At 30.5% G+C, this 18300-nt stretch carries 11 protein-coding genes; 2 read left to right on the top strand and 9 right to left on the bottom strand.

Annotated features, from left to right (window positions below):
• Positions 1 to 108: 108 nt before the first annotated feature.
• Entirely contained in the window at positions 109 to 675 is a 567-nt protein-coding gene (locus ABWO08_RS01305) for a helix-turn-helix domain-containing protein (RefSeq protein WP_353083212.1), read from the top strand.
• On the opposite strand, the gene bcp is transcribed toward ABWO08_RS01305, so the two are convergent.
• Positions 672 to 1130, bottom strand: coding sequence for a thioredoxin-dependent thiol peroxidase (bcp, locus tag ABWO08_RS01300; RefSeq protein WP_353083210.1), 459 nt, complete (start codon positions 1128 to 1130; stop codon positions 672 to 674). The genes ABWO08_RS01305 and bcp overlap by 4 nt on opposite strands.
• Before the next feature lie 67 nt (positions 1131 to 1197).
• Here bcp and ABWO08_RS01295 point away from each other — a divergent pair, with 67 nt between their 5' ends.
• On the top strand, positions 1198 to 1857 hold the full coding sequence (locus ABWO08_RS01295) for an endonuclease III domain-containing protein (RefSeq protein ID WP_353083208.1): 660 nt from the start codon (positions 1198 to 1200) through the stop codon (positions 1855 to 1857).
• Between the two features lie 209 nt (positions 1858 to 2066).
• Here the strand turns inward: ABWO08_RS01295 and ABWO08_RS01290 are convergent, their stop codons facing one another.
• The 8 genes from ABWO08_RS01290 to ABWO08_RS01255 form a co-directional block, all read right to left on the bottom strand.
• Positions 2067 to 2651, bottom strand: a complete 585-nt coding sequence (locus tag ABWO08_RS01290) for an RNA polymerase sigma factor (protein WP_353083207.1) — start codon at positions 2649 to 2651, stop codon at positions 2067 to 2069.
• 224 nt (positions 2652 to 2875) lie between these two features.
• Positions 2876 to 4573, bottom strand: a complete 1698-nt coding sequence (locus ABWO08_RS01285; protein WP_353083205.1) for a family 16 glycosylhydrolase — start codon at positions 4571 to 4573, stop codon at positions 2876 to 2878.
• Between the two features lie 19 nt (positions 4574 to 4592).
• Positions 4593 to 6065: an MFS transporter gene (locus tag ABWO08_RS01280; protein ID WP_353083203.1), complete on the bottom strand. Its 1473-nt coding sequence runs from the start codon at positions 6063 to 6065 to the stop codon at positions 4593 to 4595.
• Positions 6066 to 6113: 48 nt separating this feature from the next.
• Positions 6114 to 9590: a 1,3-beta-D-glucan phosphorylase, GH149 family gene (locus tag ABWO08_RS01275; RefSeq protein WP_353083201.1), complete on the bottom strand. Its 3477-nt coding sequence runs from the start codon at positions 9588 to 9590 to the stop codon at positions 6114 to 6116.
• A gap of 99 nt (positions 9591 to 9689) precedes the next feature.
• Positions 9690 to 10502, bottom strand: a complete 813-nt coding sequence (locus ABWO08_RS01270; RefSeq protein WP_353083200.1) for a glycoside hydrolase family 16 protein — start codon at positions 10500 to 10502, stop codon at positions 9690 to 9692.
• A gap of 13 nt (positions 10503 to 10515) precedes the next feature.
• Positions 10516 to 11961: an immunoglobulin-like domain-containing protein gene (locus ABWO08_RS01265; protein ID WP_353083198.1), complete on the bottom strand. Its 1446-nt coding sequence runs from the start codon at positions 11959 to 11961 to the stop codon at positions 10516 to 10518.
• Between the two features lie 16 nt (positions 11962 to 11977).
• Positions 11978 to 15103: a glycoside hydrolase 5 family protein gene (locus ABWO08_RS01260; protein ID WP_353083197.1), complete on the bottom strand. Its 3126-nt coding sequence runs from the start codon at positions 15101 to 15103 to the stop codon at positions 11978 to 11980.
• A gap of 279 nt (positions 15104 to 15382) precedes the next feature.
• The gene (locus ABWO08_RS01255) at positions 15383 to 18202 is read right to left on the bottom strand and encodes a helix-turn-helix and ligand-binding sensor domain-containing protein (protein ID WP_353083195.1); all 2820 of its coding nucleotides are present in this window, start codon (positions 18200 to 18202) and stop codon (positions 15383 to 15385) included.
• Between the last annotated feature and the right edge of the window lie 98 nt (positions 18203 to 18300).

Raw genomic sequence — 18300 nt, 5'->3', positions numbered from 1 at the left:
CCCGAAGAAATAAAATAAACTACTACCCTACTAATTAGATTGGCTATGTATCAGAACAGAATTCTGTTGCATTTTGTATTTAACAAATTAGCTAATTCAAATTATTGCATGATAATACACATAAAACACATGGTTTCCTTCCGATGTATACTGGTAGTTAAAGAAGCGCTAAACACAACCGGAATTGAATTTAAGCAAGTAAAATTAGGTGAAGTAGAATTGCTTGAAATGAATTTAATGGATTCAAAAAAAGAAGAACTCAAGTCTTTACTTTCAGAATGTGGGTTGGAAATATTACAAGAAAAAAAAACTACAACTGTTGAAAAAATAAAAACTAGTGTTATTGAAATGGTGCATTATAGCGATGAATTACCAAAAATAAAACTGTCAATTTACTTAAGTAAAAAATTAAACCTTAATTACACCTATTTATCTAATTTATTTAAAGAAGTAACCGGAATGACAATTCAACATTTTATTGTACTCCATAAAATTGAAAAAGCAAAAGAACTGATTTTATACGACGAATTATCACTCAATGAAATTACGCACCAATTACAATACAGCAGTGTGGCACATTTATCTAATCAATTTAAACAAATAACCGGAATTACACCCACTCATTTTAAAAAAGTAAAAACTTTTAATACTAGAGTTTTATTAGAAAAGATTTAAGAAGCGCCTAATATTTGAGAAGCATGTACTTTTGTCTTAACATCAGAAATTACTTCATCTATAATTCCATTTTCATCAATAACAAAAGTAGTTCTATGGATGCCGTCATACTCTTTTCCCATAAATTTTTTAGGACCCCAAACACCAAATGCTTGAATCACTGATTTATCTTCATCTGCAAGTAAAGGAAAAGGGAAATTAAATTTGTCTTTAAATTTTAATTGAGCATTTTGAGAGTCGGCACTTACACCAATCAAAGCATAATTATTTGCCTGAAAACGATCAAAGTTATCTCTCAAATCACAAGCTTCTGCTGTACATCCAGGAGTATTTGCTTTTGGATAAAAGAAAACAACTAATTTTTTTCCTTTATAATCCGCCAATGAATGCGATGAACCATTTTGATCCAAACCTGAAAAATTTGGTGCTTTATCTCCTTTTTTTAATGTAGTCATAGATATAATTTATTTATTGTGATTGTCGGCTAAATTGATTTATTTTACAAATCAAATTTAACAATTAATGACCAAAAAAGAGCGTGTAACATTTGTTATAAATTCGTTAAAAGAAATTTATCCAAGTATACCAATTCCATTAGATCATAAAGATCCGTATACCTTGCTTATTGCGGTATTACTTTCTGCACAATGCACCGATGTTAGAGTTAATCAAATCACTCCTCTATTATTTGCAAAAGCAGATAACCCTTTGGATATGGTAAAAATGACTGTGGATGAAATTAAAGAAATTATTCGTCCTTGTGGTTTGTCACCAATGAAATCTAAAGGCATTCATGGATTATCCCATATATTACTTGATAAATATGAAGGCAAAGTTCCTCAAACTTTTGAAGCTTTAGAATCGCTCCCGGCTGTTGGTCATAAAACCGCAAGTGTTGTAATGAGTCAGGCATTTGGCGTGCCAGCATTTCCTGTTGATACTCATATTCATCGGTTAATGTATCGTTGGGGATTGAGTAATGGAAAAAATGTAACCCAAACAGAAAAGGATGCCAAAGCGCTTTTCCCGAAAGAATTATGGAATGATTTACACCTTCAAATAATTTGGTATGGCAGGGAATATTCACCTGCGAGAGGCTGGAATTTAGAAAAGGATTTCATTACCAAAACAATAGGCAGAAAATCAATTATCAAAGAAATAGAAAAAAAAATATCCCGCTAATAAACGGGATATTTTTTTTAATTAGCAATAACTTCAAAGTTGTGGTTACCAATTTTAACGATATTCAAAGCTTTTGAATAATTAAGAATAAAACTAATAGTTTCTTTTTTTGGTAACATTTTGTTGTTTGCTAATGCTTTTTTAGAGTAAAGTTTCGCCATAGAAATATTTAAGTTTATTCTATAACGATTTAGCAAACGAAATATTGTTTAATTAGTTAAAATAATATTATTTTTTTCGATAATTTTTCTCAAGTTCATTAAGGCATATCTCATTCTCCCTAAAGCAGTATTTATACTTACTCCGGTAAGTTCTGCAATTTCATTGAAACTCAAGTCTTGATAGATGCGCATCTCTAACACTTCTTTTTGATCACTTGGAAGTTCTTGAATAATTTTTTGCAAATCTTTTTCTATTGCATCTGTAATAATTCTGCCTTCAACATTTAGAGAATTATCTGAAAGGATAGAAAATATAGAAAATTCTTCGGTTTCTCGAAGCATTGGCATCTTCTTATTTTTTCTGTAATGATCTACAATAAGATTATGAGAAATACGCATAACCCAAGGTAAAAATTTACCCTCTTCATTATAAGAATTAGATTTTAAGGTTTTTATTACCTTAATAAAGGTGTCTTGAAAGATGTCGTCAGCAACATCACGATCTGGCATTTTGGAATAGATAAATCCATAAATTTTAGATTGATGTTTCTTAATTAATATAGACAATGCGTTCTCGTCGCCAGCTATATAATTCTTTACCAATAAAGCATCAGGAATTTGAGTAGTAGCCATAAAATTACCTTTTAGTAGTTAATAATAATCTAAATATTTATTTCTAAAAGTAATTTTATACGATAGGCGACTGTTAATTGTTAATAAAGTGTTGACAAATATAACTTAATTATTTCTTAACATCCAAACAAAAAATTAATTTTTAACATATTAATTGTAAAAAATGATTAATTATTGAGGTATTTATAAAGAAAAAATACTAAAAATAAGTAGAAATAATAAGATTATTTAATAATAATTTTTTTAACTATTTTTTCTTCACCTGAATAAAGTGAGATAAGGTAAACTCCAGATTGTAAATCACTTACATCAATTCGTTTGGTATTTGATTCTTGTTTAACTACGATAGTACCCAATAGATTATAAATTTCAACATTATCAATTGATATTGTGGAGTTTATTTCAATAACATCACCAATAGGGTTTGAAAATGTAAGTTGATTTAATTCTGTAAAAGCACTAACACCCATTGCACAAGCACTTCCTACAACATAAGAATAGTAATTAGTAACTGACATACCGCCAGAATAAGCAAATTTTACTCCATAATTAATTGTTGACCCAATTGTTTGATTGGTTATTGTATGAGTAAAACTATTTCCAGACACATTTGTCATTTGGTATTCAGTAAATGGACTTTGTCTCCACAAAAAGGCTACTACTCCAACTTTATCAGTATCTAATAAATTGTATGTGATTTTTACATCAGTACCATTTGTTTGAAATATATAATTATAACCGGAAGAAAAACTTCCTATTTGAGCTAAATTAGAAGTTCCTGAACATTGAGGACTAAATGATGTAGTTGCATTAAGGATTATTGGGTTATTTGCGACAGGATTTCCAACCATATCTGATGCTGTTATTGTAAAAACATAATTTGTATTTGATAACAAATTTGGTATTATAACAGATTTTTGATTTCCAGATGGGTTGTAAACGGTAAATGATTCTCCGTTATAGGAAATTGTATATGCTATTGTGCCTGAATTATCATTAGCATTCATTAATAACTCAATTGATGAACCGGTTATTGAGCCTATAGAAGCAACAAAGTTAGTAGGGGCTTGAGTATCTGTGGCAGTATTTTGATATACCCTTACATAATCAATAATCATAGACGTTTGATTAAAATTAGCTGGAATAGTTCCTGCAAAACCACCCATTGCAATATTAAATATTAAATATTGATCTGCATCAAAAGGCCAAGTACTTGAATTCTTTATTGTTGGATTATATGTGTAAAAAACAACATTATCAAGTAAAAAAGAAATTTGGTTTGGAGACCAATTCATTGAATATATATGATAATTTTGAGAGATATCAGATGCTTGAATACCACCTTTATTTATAGTATTTCCTGATGAAGAAGGAGTATGAATCGCAGCACCAATATAATTTAATGGTTGACCTGGAAAAATTCCATGCTCCATAATATCAATTTCACCACATGCTGGCCAACTAGTAGTTCCAAAATTAGAATCAAAAAAACCTCCATCTTCGTTAATATTTTTTCCTAACAACCACAAGGCCGGCCATGTTCCTTGACCATTTGGAACTTTTGCTCTTATATCAACTCGACCATATTTAAATGCAAATTTAGAATTTAATCTAGCGGATGTAAACTGTTTTGTTACATTTTGATCAGTAAAATTTTCTCTTTTTGCAACAATATTTAGTGCCCCAGCATCTACAAATGAATTCGCCAATCGATTGGTGTAATGTTGTACTTCATTGTTAAACCAACTTCCACCAGCTGGAATTTGTGTTTGATGATGCCATTTATTTGAATCTATCGAGCCGCTTGAATTAAATTCATCCGACCAAACTAAATTATTGTATACTACATCCACCTGTGCAAATCCAAATTGGCAGAACAGGAAAAAAGATAAAAGTAATTTGTAAGGAGTAGTATTTTTCATTTTTAGTTTTATATAATAATTATTTAGCTGCTTGATCACCTCTTGAAATCACTAATTGCTCTTTAATTTCTTTGGCTTTATCTTCGGTCAAATCATAATTACGCATGATCCACATAGCAATTAATGTGCCTAATATTGGAATTCCAGAGAAAAATAAACGCAAACCAGTAACCGCGCCATCAGCTTGAACTGATACATTTGGATCAAATCCTACTGCCGACATAATTACACCGGTTAAAAGACCTGCTATTGCAAACCCAAATTTAACCATCCACCAATAAATGGCTCCGAATATGCCTTCTCTTCGTTTACCAGATGTAAGTTCATCCATATCACAAACATCGGCAGTCATAGACATCATAAGGGTAAATAAACTTCCTATCCCAAAAGAGAAGAAGGGAAGTGCAAATAAGAACATGTACGGTTTACCTGGAATAAAAAGAAACCAAAGCAAGATATATCCAAATACTGAAATCCCTTGACATAATAAAAATGCATTCTTCTTACCCATTTTTTTAGATATGTAGGCAACAATAGGAATTACAATAAAAGTAGTTGCTAAGGCACCAACACAACCAAAAAGAGTCGGCCATATTCCAGCATCTGCGGGACTTCCATTAAAAAGATAATACACTACAATAAAGAAAGTAAATCCGGCAACTGTATTAAATGCGTTAAAAATTAGAAAAGTAGATATACAAAGTTTTGTAAATGGTTTATTGCTAAATGCTTCTTTGAAACTTTTTAGTATTTCTTTGAAACTACCGCCAATTGCTTTAAATGTTAAGGGCGAAAAACTAGTTTCATCTTTTGTTGATTTACTTTTTATAAATAGCGCAGGAACCATTGCTAATAGCATACAAATTACTCCAACCCAAATTGCCAAAGTTCTTGTTGCAAGAGCTGTATCTGCATCTGGATTTAATGGATCGATAGAATTGGCATTTGGAAACCAATTGGGATCATACATAATAACCCAAAACCAAGGTGCAATAACCCAAGCCCATTGACCAATCCATTGTGAGATTGCCATAATACTTGTTCTTTCGTGAAAGTCATCACTCATTTCATAACCCATTGCTACATAAGGAACACTAAAAATTGTAAGACCTAAATAAAAAATAAACGACCACAACAGGAAGAAAATAAAATTATATTGAACTCCGTTTTCTTTATAAAGTTGCCACATTGAAACAAATGAAATCCCCATGATTATGGCGCCAATAAAAACATAATGTCTTCTTCTACCCCATCTAGATCTAGTATTATCTGAAATAAAACCCATAATCGGATCTATAAAGGCATCGAAAATTCGTGGTAAAAAGAATAAAATACCCCACATCCAAGCAGGAAAACCTAAATTCTGAACCAACACAACCATAAATATACCTAAAGCTGCAGGGAACATTTGGTTGGCTAACATTCCTAATCCAAAGGCAATCTTTTGACCCATAGAAACTGATCCGTTTGTGTTGCTGTTGTTATTTGACATAATTACTATTTTAATTTAATTTTTTTTGAGTTTACACCCAACTTATTATTATCGTAATACTATTTTATCAATAGTTACTTTTATTTTTATGATTTCTCCTGTTCGTAAAAACAACTTTTGACTGGTTTGAATATCTAATTTATTTGAATTAAAAACAGCATCAGTACCATTAGAATAGGTTACTTCAATACTATTTGAATCACCAATTTTATATACAATTGGTGTTTGACAATAAGTAAATCCAAGGGAATCTTCTTGCAATTCAATTGTTTTTTGCTTTATATGTACATCCACAAAATGGAATGTTTTAGATTCTTTTAAGAATTCTTCTTTTCGTAATAATAAGGGTGCTAAATGTAGACAACCCTTTTTTACAAAAACTCCAAGTTCTCCAAATCGACTCAATACATCTTCCTTCACTTGACCAGTCATTCCTGGCTGTTGTGCCCCTTTTCCAGCAGGCGTATGCGAATACGGATCGGTAGGGAAAGCACCATATAATGAAGGTGATTTATGCACTCCAATTCCGGCGTTTACTTCATAATAATGTTCTAATAAACGACCAATTATTTCTGGAGATTCGTTTTCTTTTTGCGCTTTAAAACAACATTCTTGCACTGCTAATTGCAGTTTAGAAACCATATGCCAATAAATTGATCCCAAACCTTCATATCCATAAAACGTTCCCGATCTTCCGGTAAATGCTTTATGATTAAATACTTGCTCAAAAATCTCAGTTATAATATTGATTTCTTTTTCAACTAAAGTTTTAAATTCTTCTTGCCTTTTTAATTGCTCAAGTGCCGCCTTTAAATCATTGGCATTGTTGAAATTTCCATTAAAATGATAGTTACCATCGCAATCCAATTTAATCACTTGTAGGTTCTTTTTGGAAACCAATTGAGTAAGTAATTCTGATTTTGCAACGGCTTCTTTTGGAATTGTATTCTTTACTAAGAATTTTGGCAATTCTATGTTTGGATACAACAAATAACTGTATTGATCTTCTCTAAATAATTTACTAGATTTTAAATTATCTAAAACCACTAATGCTTCTTTTGAACTTAAATAACCCGAGCTTAAAACGGCAACTTGACCTTCAAGCATTTCGCTTAGATAAGAAATTGACATTTCCTTTTCGTTTTTAATCGTAACTAAATTATAGGCGTGGTATAAATTATCGGCCCTTTTATTTGCTTCAATGGAATGATCAATAAAATCCAAACACACTTGAGTAAATGTTTTTAAACCAGCCATTGAATGGGTTCTTTTTTTACCCCAAAAACCACTGTTATAAATTTGAAAACGATAATCGGAAGCCGCTTTACCCAAACGATCTATTATTATTCTTCGAGATCTATCATCAATCTTACCGGAAAGTAACTGCTTATTTTCGACTAAACATTCTCTTACTTCATGGTAAAACTCAACCATTTCATTCGAGATTTTGATATTTTCTAATTTTGAATTCTCTAAAATTTGTTGGAAGAATTTCAAAAATCGTCTTAAATAATATAGCGTCACCATGGAAACCCCATTACCTACTAACGCATTGTTGGCATCGTTCCATTCTGGTCGTTGGGTATTCATCCAAATACCACCTTCCGGAATGAAATTAGACATTTTAGACAACACAGTCGCTAATATCTTTTCGATGAAATTCACATGATAAATTTCTTTATCGTTACTATTTAATAAAGCACCATCTGCACCTATAGCTTGTTTTCTTTGATTAATTAGTTTTTCCCATTCGTGATTATATCCAACTGTATCCTTTGGATTTTTCAATATATCCTCATACGGTTTTATGTTATAAGGAACGGCTGCATATACAAAACATTCATTTTCAAAATACGAATCCAATTTATTTGGCTCGTATTTTTCTATAAATTCAAGAAATTTTAATAAATAAATAATTTGGTGGTCTCCCCAATATCCAATGTATGACCATGGATTATCATGTTCGATCGTTTCCCAATCAAAACCATCTTTGGTAACGCGATACGGATTGTATCCGTCAAAAGTAGAGGCATTCAAGAATTTATGAATCATACTGTCAATAAAATCAGGATACGAATGCGCTAATGCTTCCCAGTTTTGAAAAATATCACGCCAGTTTCCTTGGTAATCTAATATTTTAGACCCGTCAATTTCACTTTGTGTATTGATAGAAAATTTATTCCAAGGGCGACTTGGATCTCCATGTCTTCTACTGAATTTAAGCGGCAAATATTCTGATGCCAAACGAAATAAGTCGGCATTATTTTGCTTTGCTGCAAATTCTTTTAAAGTTTGCAACGAAAATAATTCAGGTAGCTGCTTTATTTCTTTTTCAAAATTTTGAAAAACAACTGTATTTGCTTTTTTCAAATAACCAATAAAATCGGGTTTTTCAATTTGATAATTAAAATCAAATATTCCGCCACGCATTATATTAAATAGGGTGTTCGAAAAATGCCTTGTATCTCTTAAGTGATCTGCTGTTGCTTGAAGCCCATCAGAAGAAGCATTAATTTCAATTAATTTTTTGGTTCCTAACTCAACATCTTCTTTTACTAAACTTTCAATGTTTTTATGCTTCGTTATCGTTTCAATTATTTGAACAATATCTGAATGATCTTGATTCACATTGGCAACAAACATCCATTCTTTCTTAGAATTGGAGTTTAAAACTATATCTGAATTTATAAAGTAAGCACCTTTTTCGCCTTTAATATCGTTTTCAGAAGCTACTTTTTGCTTTTTTCTAAAGTTGGAAAGCTGTAATGAAGAAACTAAATACTTTGGATTGTTTAATCCTAAAGACCAAACAATATTAGCTTTTAGTGCTTCACTTGGCTCTGCTTTATCAACGATAATTGCGCTTAAAGCAAAAATTCCTAGTCCAGAATTTTCATGCAATTCACTTCTTTTATAAGCATCAACAAGATTACTAGTTGTGGCTTGCAAATCGGTATTGACTCCATAAGGCATAATATTTTGAAGCCCGTCTAAAAGAGAAATTTTATACTCTTTATCAGAGTGATTATGAATTTCTGATTTTTTTACAAAACCATATTTGTTACTGGAATTCCAGTGGTACCTGAAAGTTAATTGTAAATCGTGGTTTATTTCTTCAAAAATAATTTTATTACCATAGAAGTTTTTATATAAATTTCGGGTGATGGTATACTGATCTGTATAACGCTCTGAAAAGGGTTCCCAAACTACTAATTGCCCATCGTGATCAATTTGAAAAATAGTTTTACTTCCTGTAATATCTGCCGATTCGGTTATCTTATCATCCGTATAGTAAGGAAATAATGCAAATTCTGAATTTTTTCTTCCTGCAGACAAACCACCATTACTTGAAATAAACATCCAATGATTAGAGTAGCTTACTTTACTCATAAAAAAAGGACGCATTGCCTCATTGTTTATGATCTTATAATATTTTTCTCTATCAATAAATGCTGTTTCCATTGAAGCAGTTTTATTTTTATTTTTCAAATCGGAATCCAATATGGAATTAATGCTTTGATTCATGATTAATTTATGAAACAATTATTTTATTTATATAAAAACCAAGTAGACTTTTTGGTATAAAAGTCTACTGATTGTCAAGAAGTTTATTTATTGGATTAATTATTGGTATACTCTTACATAATCTACTAACATTTCTTGTGGAAATGGTGTTTCACTATTAGGAGCACCAGGATAATTTCCTCCTACAGCCATGTTTAATATTATGTAAAAAGGTTTGTTAAATACCCATTCGCCTGTTACATTAAATGGAGTAATTTGATTGTAAAGCACATCATCAACATAAAAATTAATATAATTTTCATCCCATTCAATACCAAAAATATGGAAATCAGTATCAAATCTGCTATTTGGTAACATATAAGATTTTGTTATTGCATTTCCTGCAAAATAACCTGGACCATGAACTGTTCCAAAAACTTTAGTAGGACTATTTCCCAAATATTCCATAATATCAATTTCTCCACATTGCGGCCAAATAGCTGTATCAGAATTAGATCCTAACATCCAAAAAGCTGGCCATAAACCTTTACCTCTTGGTAATTTTATTCTTGCTTCAATTCTTCCGTACTTGGTTTCATATTTACCTTTTGTAAGGATACGTGCAGATGTAAACGCTGCTCCCATATATTGCTCTCTACGAGCTGTAATTTTCAAAACCCCATTTTCAATTTTGATATTTTCAGGTCTACTTGTATAATATTGTAACTCATTATTTCCCCAGCCGTTAGCACCTGTTCCAATATTATAAGACCATAAATTAGTGTTGGGTGCTCCATTTATGTTAAATTCATCGCTCATCACTAAATTATTTTTAGTGACAACTGTTTGTTTATCATCTTTTGTACAACTAATTAATAAAAAAACAATAGCTGTAGGAATAAAAATTTTGTGTTTTATTTTATTTAAAATCATCTTTAATTACTTTTTAATTGTGAAAATATATATTATCTACATACAAAATTGAATTATCCCCACCTTCCAAAATAATTTGGGCTAGGTTAGATCTACTCAATAAACCAGGCATAGCAGAAAATGGAATTTCAATTGAAATCCAATTTTGTGAAACAACAGGGGTAGAAGTAGTCGCAGTAAATGTTGTTGAATGTCTGGTATCATCTCCACCACCAAAAACTCCATTCGCACCAAAGTCAACTACAAGAACTCTTAGCTGTCTTCCAGGGGCAATTGGACCTGGAATAAAAGCATCAAGGTGAATGTGCGTCATACTATTAGCATTTACAGTTGGATTACTAAACTCAATCCCAACAAAATTAAAGTTGGTATAACCTAATACGTTGTCGCCTAAAACTGAAAAATCACTAGATAGAGTAGTTTGCCATGGTTGCCAGTAGCCATTATAATAATTCACAGGAACATTTGAATAAACATCTGAGAATATTGAAATTACATTAGCCGGACTTAATGTAGGTGTAGGTGCATTATTATAACTGCCTGTACAATTTATTATTAAACTACCAATTGCAGGCTGACCATTAAAAGTAGCAGTAATTACTGCAGTTCCTGCACCTATTGGTGTTACCACTCCAGAATCATTAACTGTTGCTACAGAAGTGTTTGAAGAAGTAAAATTTAAAAATGCCGGACTAATAGTAACTGATTGATTGATGCCATTTGGCATATTAAAAGAAGCTAGCACTCCTGTTACTGATGATTTTACACCAACAAAAGTAGATCTAGTAATGTTGTTACCGTTCATTATAGAAGCTTGAAGAGGTAAAATAGTTCCCAGTTTTTCAAATTTTAATTCATCAATCCAAAATGTATATCCTGCACCATTTGTACCTTGAGTACCAGCAGAATATCTAAACATACCTTTTTCATTCAACAATTTTGATGCATCAGGAATTGGAATAATATATTTTGTCCAAGCTGTTCCTAAACTAACATTTGTCATTGTAGTCATGTACTTATTTGGATAAAAATCTTCCCCAAAACCAATCTCACCAATAGTTACACCTTGAGAGGCTTTAGCCCAAAAAGTAAGGGCGTCAAAATCTGTTAAATCTCTACCTGCTCCATCTATTCTTAATATACCTCCAGCATAATTTCCTTGGGGGTCATTTGAATTGGGTACGTCAAAACGCATAGACGCATTTCCTTTATAACTTACATTTTCATCTATTGACCATGCGCTAAATTTTGAACCAACAGGATTATTTGCATCTGGACCATATGGAAAATAAAAATTAGTACCCATTGCAACAGGTCCATCAGTAAAGACTTCTGCTGTTTTGCTAAATGTTGCATTTCTAGCTTCATCAGACAAATCTCTTTCACAACTACTATTGATTAATATAATTAATCCAAATAAAAGCGAGTTTCTTAAATAATTAATTTTTATATTTTTCATTTTTTTATTTATTAAATTATTTTCCAATATTAATATGAATGTATGTTCTAATTTCCCATTCAGAGCCATTTCCAAAACCTACAGGGCTCAATGCAGGTACTGCAGGATAGGTATTTGCTGGCACAAAAGTAGGTAAATACCTAGGTGAATATTGATCTAATGAACGCCAAATACCCATTATACCAATTTTTGTATCAGGCAATATAAACCAATTTGGTTTACCAACAGATGTAGAAATATCTATTGAACTTTGAATAGGGTATGTAAGGTTAAAGTCACGATGATAATCATAAGGTCCCCAATCATTAATTTTTAATGATGAAACTAATTTTACTTTTTTATAAATCATTCTTAAGTCACCACCCATTCTATTAATTATTCTTTCAGAGTCGCCATTTGCTTGACCATTACCAAAATAAATATTAGCAATCATACCAAAGTCTGGAGTAAGTTTAGAAACTATTCTTGTATTTGACTCCCATAAATTTTGAGCTGGTGCAGATTTTACAAAAGCGAATGCTGTTCGATTTGCTAAAAATCCAATAGCAGCATCCATTGTAGTAGGTAATTTTCTATATACAAAACCTGAACTTATAGCAAATTTTGCGTCTTCAAGTATGTCATTATTCCACTCATACATCCATGTAGCAGGTGTTGGGTCAAAAGTAATTAATAACTCTCCACCTAAAGTTTCTCTATTTGCTCTTACAAAAAATGGGTCGTCTAGAACATTTCTTAATCTACCTGGAGCATCAACTCCGTTTGGCATTGCTTCTACTATAGGTTTTTGCCATAAAAAGTTTGGCGCAATTTGTAAATTTGAGTTAATATTATATGTAAAACCAGCTAAAAAATTCATTTGATTACCACTTCCTGAATCTTTTAATCTCCATCCTGTAAATGTCTGAACATTATCAGCTCCTCCATTGGCAACAAGTCCTTGCACTGCTCCTTGTGTGTAAGCATTGATTCTACCTTTAGAAAATGTAAACTTTGCCTTTGCTCCCCAATTGTCTTTATTATTTATCTTGTCAACTTTAACAATGTCACCATCCATCATTTGAAACTCTCTACCATTTAGTGGTTGTCCAGCCCAAATTCCACCTGCTTCAACTCCAAGGTTACCTAACTTTGTTTTAAAGTGAATAGTTGCTCTTCTTGTTTTGGGAACTGGAAAAGCAATAGAGGAAACCGTTTCAGAAATTTCTACTTGATTAATATCTTCATGATATACTGCTGTAGCATCAACATTACCTATTTTTGTTCCATATTTTACAAGGTAAGCTGGATTTGCTCCCCACCAAAGCTGCGGACCAAAAGCGGCTTTTAAACCTTTTAAACTTCTTTTTCCATCAATTTCAAACCCTAAAGTTTCTCCATTATATATGTCTAAATTAGGTCCATAATTAGCTTCTGAATATAAAGCAAAGAAATCGCCTTCATAACCCCAATGATAATGACCTGTTCTGTAAAAACCTTTCACATCAAAATCCTTTGCATTCCATGTGTATGATGCATTATAAACTTGTACTCTATTAAAATCACTTACAACAAGAGGACCATCTGGTGTGCTAAAAGCCTGAGCTCTACCTCTATTTTCATAAAAAATTTCGTTGATAGGATTTTCAGCAACTCTTCCTAAAATATTAAAATTTACATTTGCTTTCATATTAGAAGATGGATTACCCTCAACACCAACAAAATATGATTGCATGTGATCAAAACCTAACTTATTAGGGAAATTAGTTGTTGCAGGATCATCACTTTTTGGTGTTGAAATTAAACTTCCTCCAGTATTAAAGGTTGTAAATTCAGCTCTAAGATTACTAATATTTAAAATTCCCCCTTTATTACTTTCCAGTGCAGCTTTATCAGCTCTAGCTCTTAATGAAGCGTCAATAAGATTTGCTTCATCAAATTGAGTATTCATTATCGCTTTATTTGCTGATTCTGAAAAGGGATTAAATTTATGGATTTCTTTTAAAACATAATAAGCTGATCTCGGATACAATTGATAAAACCCTTTTTCATTTGTTGGTCCTTTGGCACATATACCAAACCATTCCTCGTTCATGTTGTTCTCACCTTCAGTAAAATCTTTTTGATAACCACCATTAGACCATGAGGCATTGTTTTCATGGGTATCTAAATTTTTAGTTTGACCATATTTCCACCATCCATCACTAAATTGGAAAGTAAATCCACCTAAAGAGTTACCAACTTTCCCCATTCCTGCGGCATTTTCGTAAATTTCTTTCCAATTACCTTTAAGGTAGAATGCTTGAGCATTTTGATCTTCTTGATTTGTAAGAACATTAAATGCATCAGAACCAAATTCAGTAAATATAATTGGCTTACCATACTCATTTTTAACTCTTTCAAATAAATCTCCAAAAGAAACTCCACGATAAACATTAGAACCCAATATATCAACATCCTTACATTCTTGGGCAACTATATCTAAGAAAAGTAAATCACCATTACATATTGCGATTGGATGATTAGTGTCAATAGATTTCATTTTAACAACAGCTTCATTGAATAATTTATACATTGAATGAGCTCTTGCTGTAGACTTTCTATCTTTAACTGGTATATTTTCTGTTTCAGCTCCATCCCAAAACAAGCCATAGTTGTTTTCATTTCCTAAAAGAAATAATAACAATCCTTTTGTATCTTTATATTCATTAGCCAATTGATTTACTTCTTTAAGTAGAAGATCTCGAGTTTTAGCATCAGAATATTCTGTATTTGGCTTCCATACTCCATCAATTGTTAAACCATATCTTCCAAAAGAGTGATTTAGCATGGTATGAATTCCATAGGTACTGTAGATGTATTCAATCCATTTTTTTGGTATTCCTGTGTAAACACGAATGGTATTTACCCCCATATTTTTTAACAATCCCATTTCATCATCTAGTGCATTTTGAATAAAAGCATCTGTTTGACTCCACAAGCTGTAAGAATAATTAGTGCCAATTGGATAGTAATCCCAATTCATTCCATTAATAATAAAGTCTTTTCCGTTAACTTTAAGTTTAAATCCAGAATTACTTTTCTCGACTGCTACTTTATCTGCTTGAGAAAAAATAGAAGAAGAATAAATTAATAATGAAAATAGTAAAATAATTTTTTTCATAAGATGTACACAATTTGTTGTTTGTAATATAAAACTTGGCTTGATTTAATTTATAAAATTAGTGTAAAAGTATAGGATATATATTTAAAATGATAAAAAATAAATACAACAAAAAACATACACTTAACAACCCTAAAGGAAAGTATTGAAGCTCAATGTTAAATATTTAATTATCAATTAATTAAATAAAATAAAATGTAAAAATATAATAAATAATTTTAACTTAAACTACAATTTTGTTGAGTTATTGTATAGGTGAAAACGATATAAACTACTGTATTAAATAGATAAAATATACTCAGCTAAACCGTTTTCGTGGCTTAAATTCATTTTTTTACGCAATCGATATCGTTTTATCTCCACACTTCGAACAGAAATATTTAATAACGGAGCTATTTCTTTTGATGATAAATTTAATCTTAAATAAGCGCAAAGCCTTAAATCATTTGGAGTTAAAGTTTGGTGAAGACCCTTTAGTTTTTTCAAAAAGTCTTTATCTACAGTGTCAAATGCATCTTTGAAAACATTCCAAGTGTCCTCATTATTGATATTTTTGGTAATGGTTGAAATAACCGATTTTATACTCGTATTTTTATTTTCTTCGTCGGTTGTTTTCTTTAAATCTTCTTTAATAAGAGTAAGGAGTTCATCTTTCTTAATCAAACTCATATTGGAAACAGCCAATTCCTTGTTCTTTGCATCAACATCCATAGATAATTGGTCATTTCGTAACTTCATTAATTGCTGTTCGTTTTCTAACTCTTTAATTTCTAATAATAAATTATTTTCTTCAATAAGTTTTAACCTTTGTTGATGGTAATAATCTTGATATCTTTTGTTTATCCAAAAAGCTAAATAAACAAATCCAATTAAATAAATAAACAACGCAAAATTAGTAATATACCAAGGTTTTAAAATAGTAAATTTATAAACAGCATTGTTGTCAAGGTTTGTATTTGCTATTTTCGATCTAACTACAAATTTATAATCTCCCGGAGAAAGATTTTTAAAACTTACTGATGGTTTGTTGTTCCAATGACTCCAATTATCTTGAAGTCCTTCAAGTTTGTATTGATACTCTGCAGCGATATATTTATTAAATTGAGCAACAGAGTAATTAATAGTAACATTATTTTCATCGTGATTTAATTCTACTTCTTCATTAATAGAAATAAAATTTGATTTTTTATTTAACTCATTAACACTAATTGTAGAAATAAAAACTTTATAATTTTTAAAACTAAGGTCGTTTATGTTAATTGTATTATAACCGTCTGTAGTTCCAATTAAATAACTATGATCATTAAGTTGGGTTATGTTTTCATACCCAGTTAATGCATTTGTAAACTTAGAAGGAATAGGAATTGCATTCTGTTTAAGTTCATAATTAAACTTATTTCTATAAAAATAATAGATGTAATGTTTAGAAAAGAACCAAATTTTATTTGATTTATCTACAATCATTTTTCCTGAAGTAAACTCATCATCGGTGAAAATTTTACTTAATGTAGCATCTTTAACAAAAGTTTTATTTTTATTATTTAACTTCAATACCCCTTCTTTATAAGCATAGTAAATGGTATTGTTATATTTAATTAAACTAGCATTTTTACCTTTTGATGGATATTTTAATTTAACAACATTAACTGCTTTTGAAAAGTCATTATCGATTTTAAATTTAAAAACTCCTTTGTATTCATGACTCACATAAATTTCATTGGGTGTGCTTAATTCAAAATATTTCGATGAATAATCAAAGCCAGAAATTTTATTTCTAAAAGTCCATTGGTTGTTCTTTTTTTCCAGAACTGAAATACCATAATAATTACCTTGAAGTACTAAATTAGAATTTGAAATGTTTTGAAATTTCCAGGTTCCCGATTGATTAAATATACATTTGGCTGAAAAATTATCAATAATAAATGTCCCTGAATCATGGCCACAAAATAATACATTTTGATACACAAACAAAGACCATACCTGACCTTTTGTACCACTGATTAAATGGAATGTATCCGAAGAATTATTTAGTTTATAAAACAAGCCTTGGTTAGTTCCTATATATAATTTTCCGTTAAATAAAACCGAAGCGTATACCGTACCTAATTTACCCGATTCGTCAGAAAAACTTTTTATTGGTGATTGTAGATTAATACAATTAATACCATTATCAAGTCCAATCCATAAGTTTCGATCTGCATCTTCAAATAATGAAAGTATGGTGTTATTACTTAAACCATTTGTTTGTGAGATATGATAATCTATGTTTCCTGTTTTGGAAACAATATAAATCCCATCTGAAATAGTTCCTATTGCAAAACTTCCATTATTTAATTGACAACTACTGTAAATACTGGTAAAACTTAATTCGGAATCAGCTGCAGTGCTAAATTTTGAAATTCCATTCCTATTTAATCTAAAAAAACCGTTTGATTGAGTATGAACAATTAAACCATAAGCATCTGCAACAACATTAACAATTTTGTTGTTTTTAAAAAGTGCATCATTAGAAACTAATTTACTTTTTCCGTTTTCAATTTCAAATAAACCTTCGTTAAAAACCTGAAAATAAATTGCATTATCAGTTTTAAATGACTTGGTAATGTTATTTTTTGGTGTAATTATTTTATACTTTTTGGATTCTAAATCATAAATATAAATTCTATTTAAAGATTGAAAAACAACCCATTTATCAAAATTTAGGATATTCCAAAACTGTTCATCATCAATAAGCTTGTCTTTAATACTTTTACTTAATGAATAATATACCAATCGGCCATTTGAATTTCTTTTCCAATATCCAAATTCCATATAACTTCCTGTATATACCATATCATCAATGGCTTTTACAGACCTTATTATCGTTTCATTTGGAGATTTATATAAAGTCCAGTTGGTTCCATTATATTCAAGTAATCCTTCGTTATTTGCAAAATATAGGATATGGTTTTTATCTTGAGACACCATCCAGTTTTGATTGCCTGCATTGTAGGTAACCGGATTAAATTTTACTATAGGGGGTAATTCTTGGGAGAATCCAAAAAAAGAAATTAATAAAATAATAATTGTTAATATTCTAACACAAAATACTTTGGGCATATTTTTTTATTATTTAATATTTATAAGGCCTAAAGATATACAATATTGCTAAATATCAAAAAGTAATATAAAAAAAAGCACGCTATAAATAGCGTGCT

It is taken from the genome of Flavobacterium sp. (assembly GCF_040383245.1).
Classification (GTDB): domain Bacteria; phylum Bacteroidota; class Bacteroidia; order Flavobacteriales; family Flavobacteriaceae; genus Flavobacterium.
This window is presented reverse-complemented; position numbering and strand designations above follow the sequence as displayed.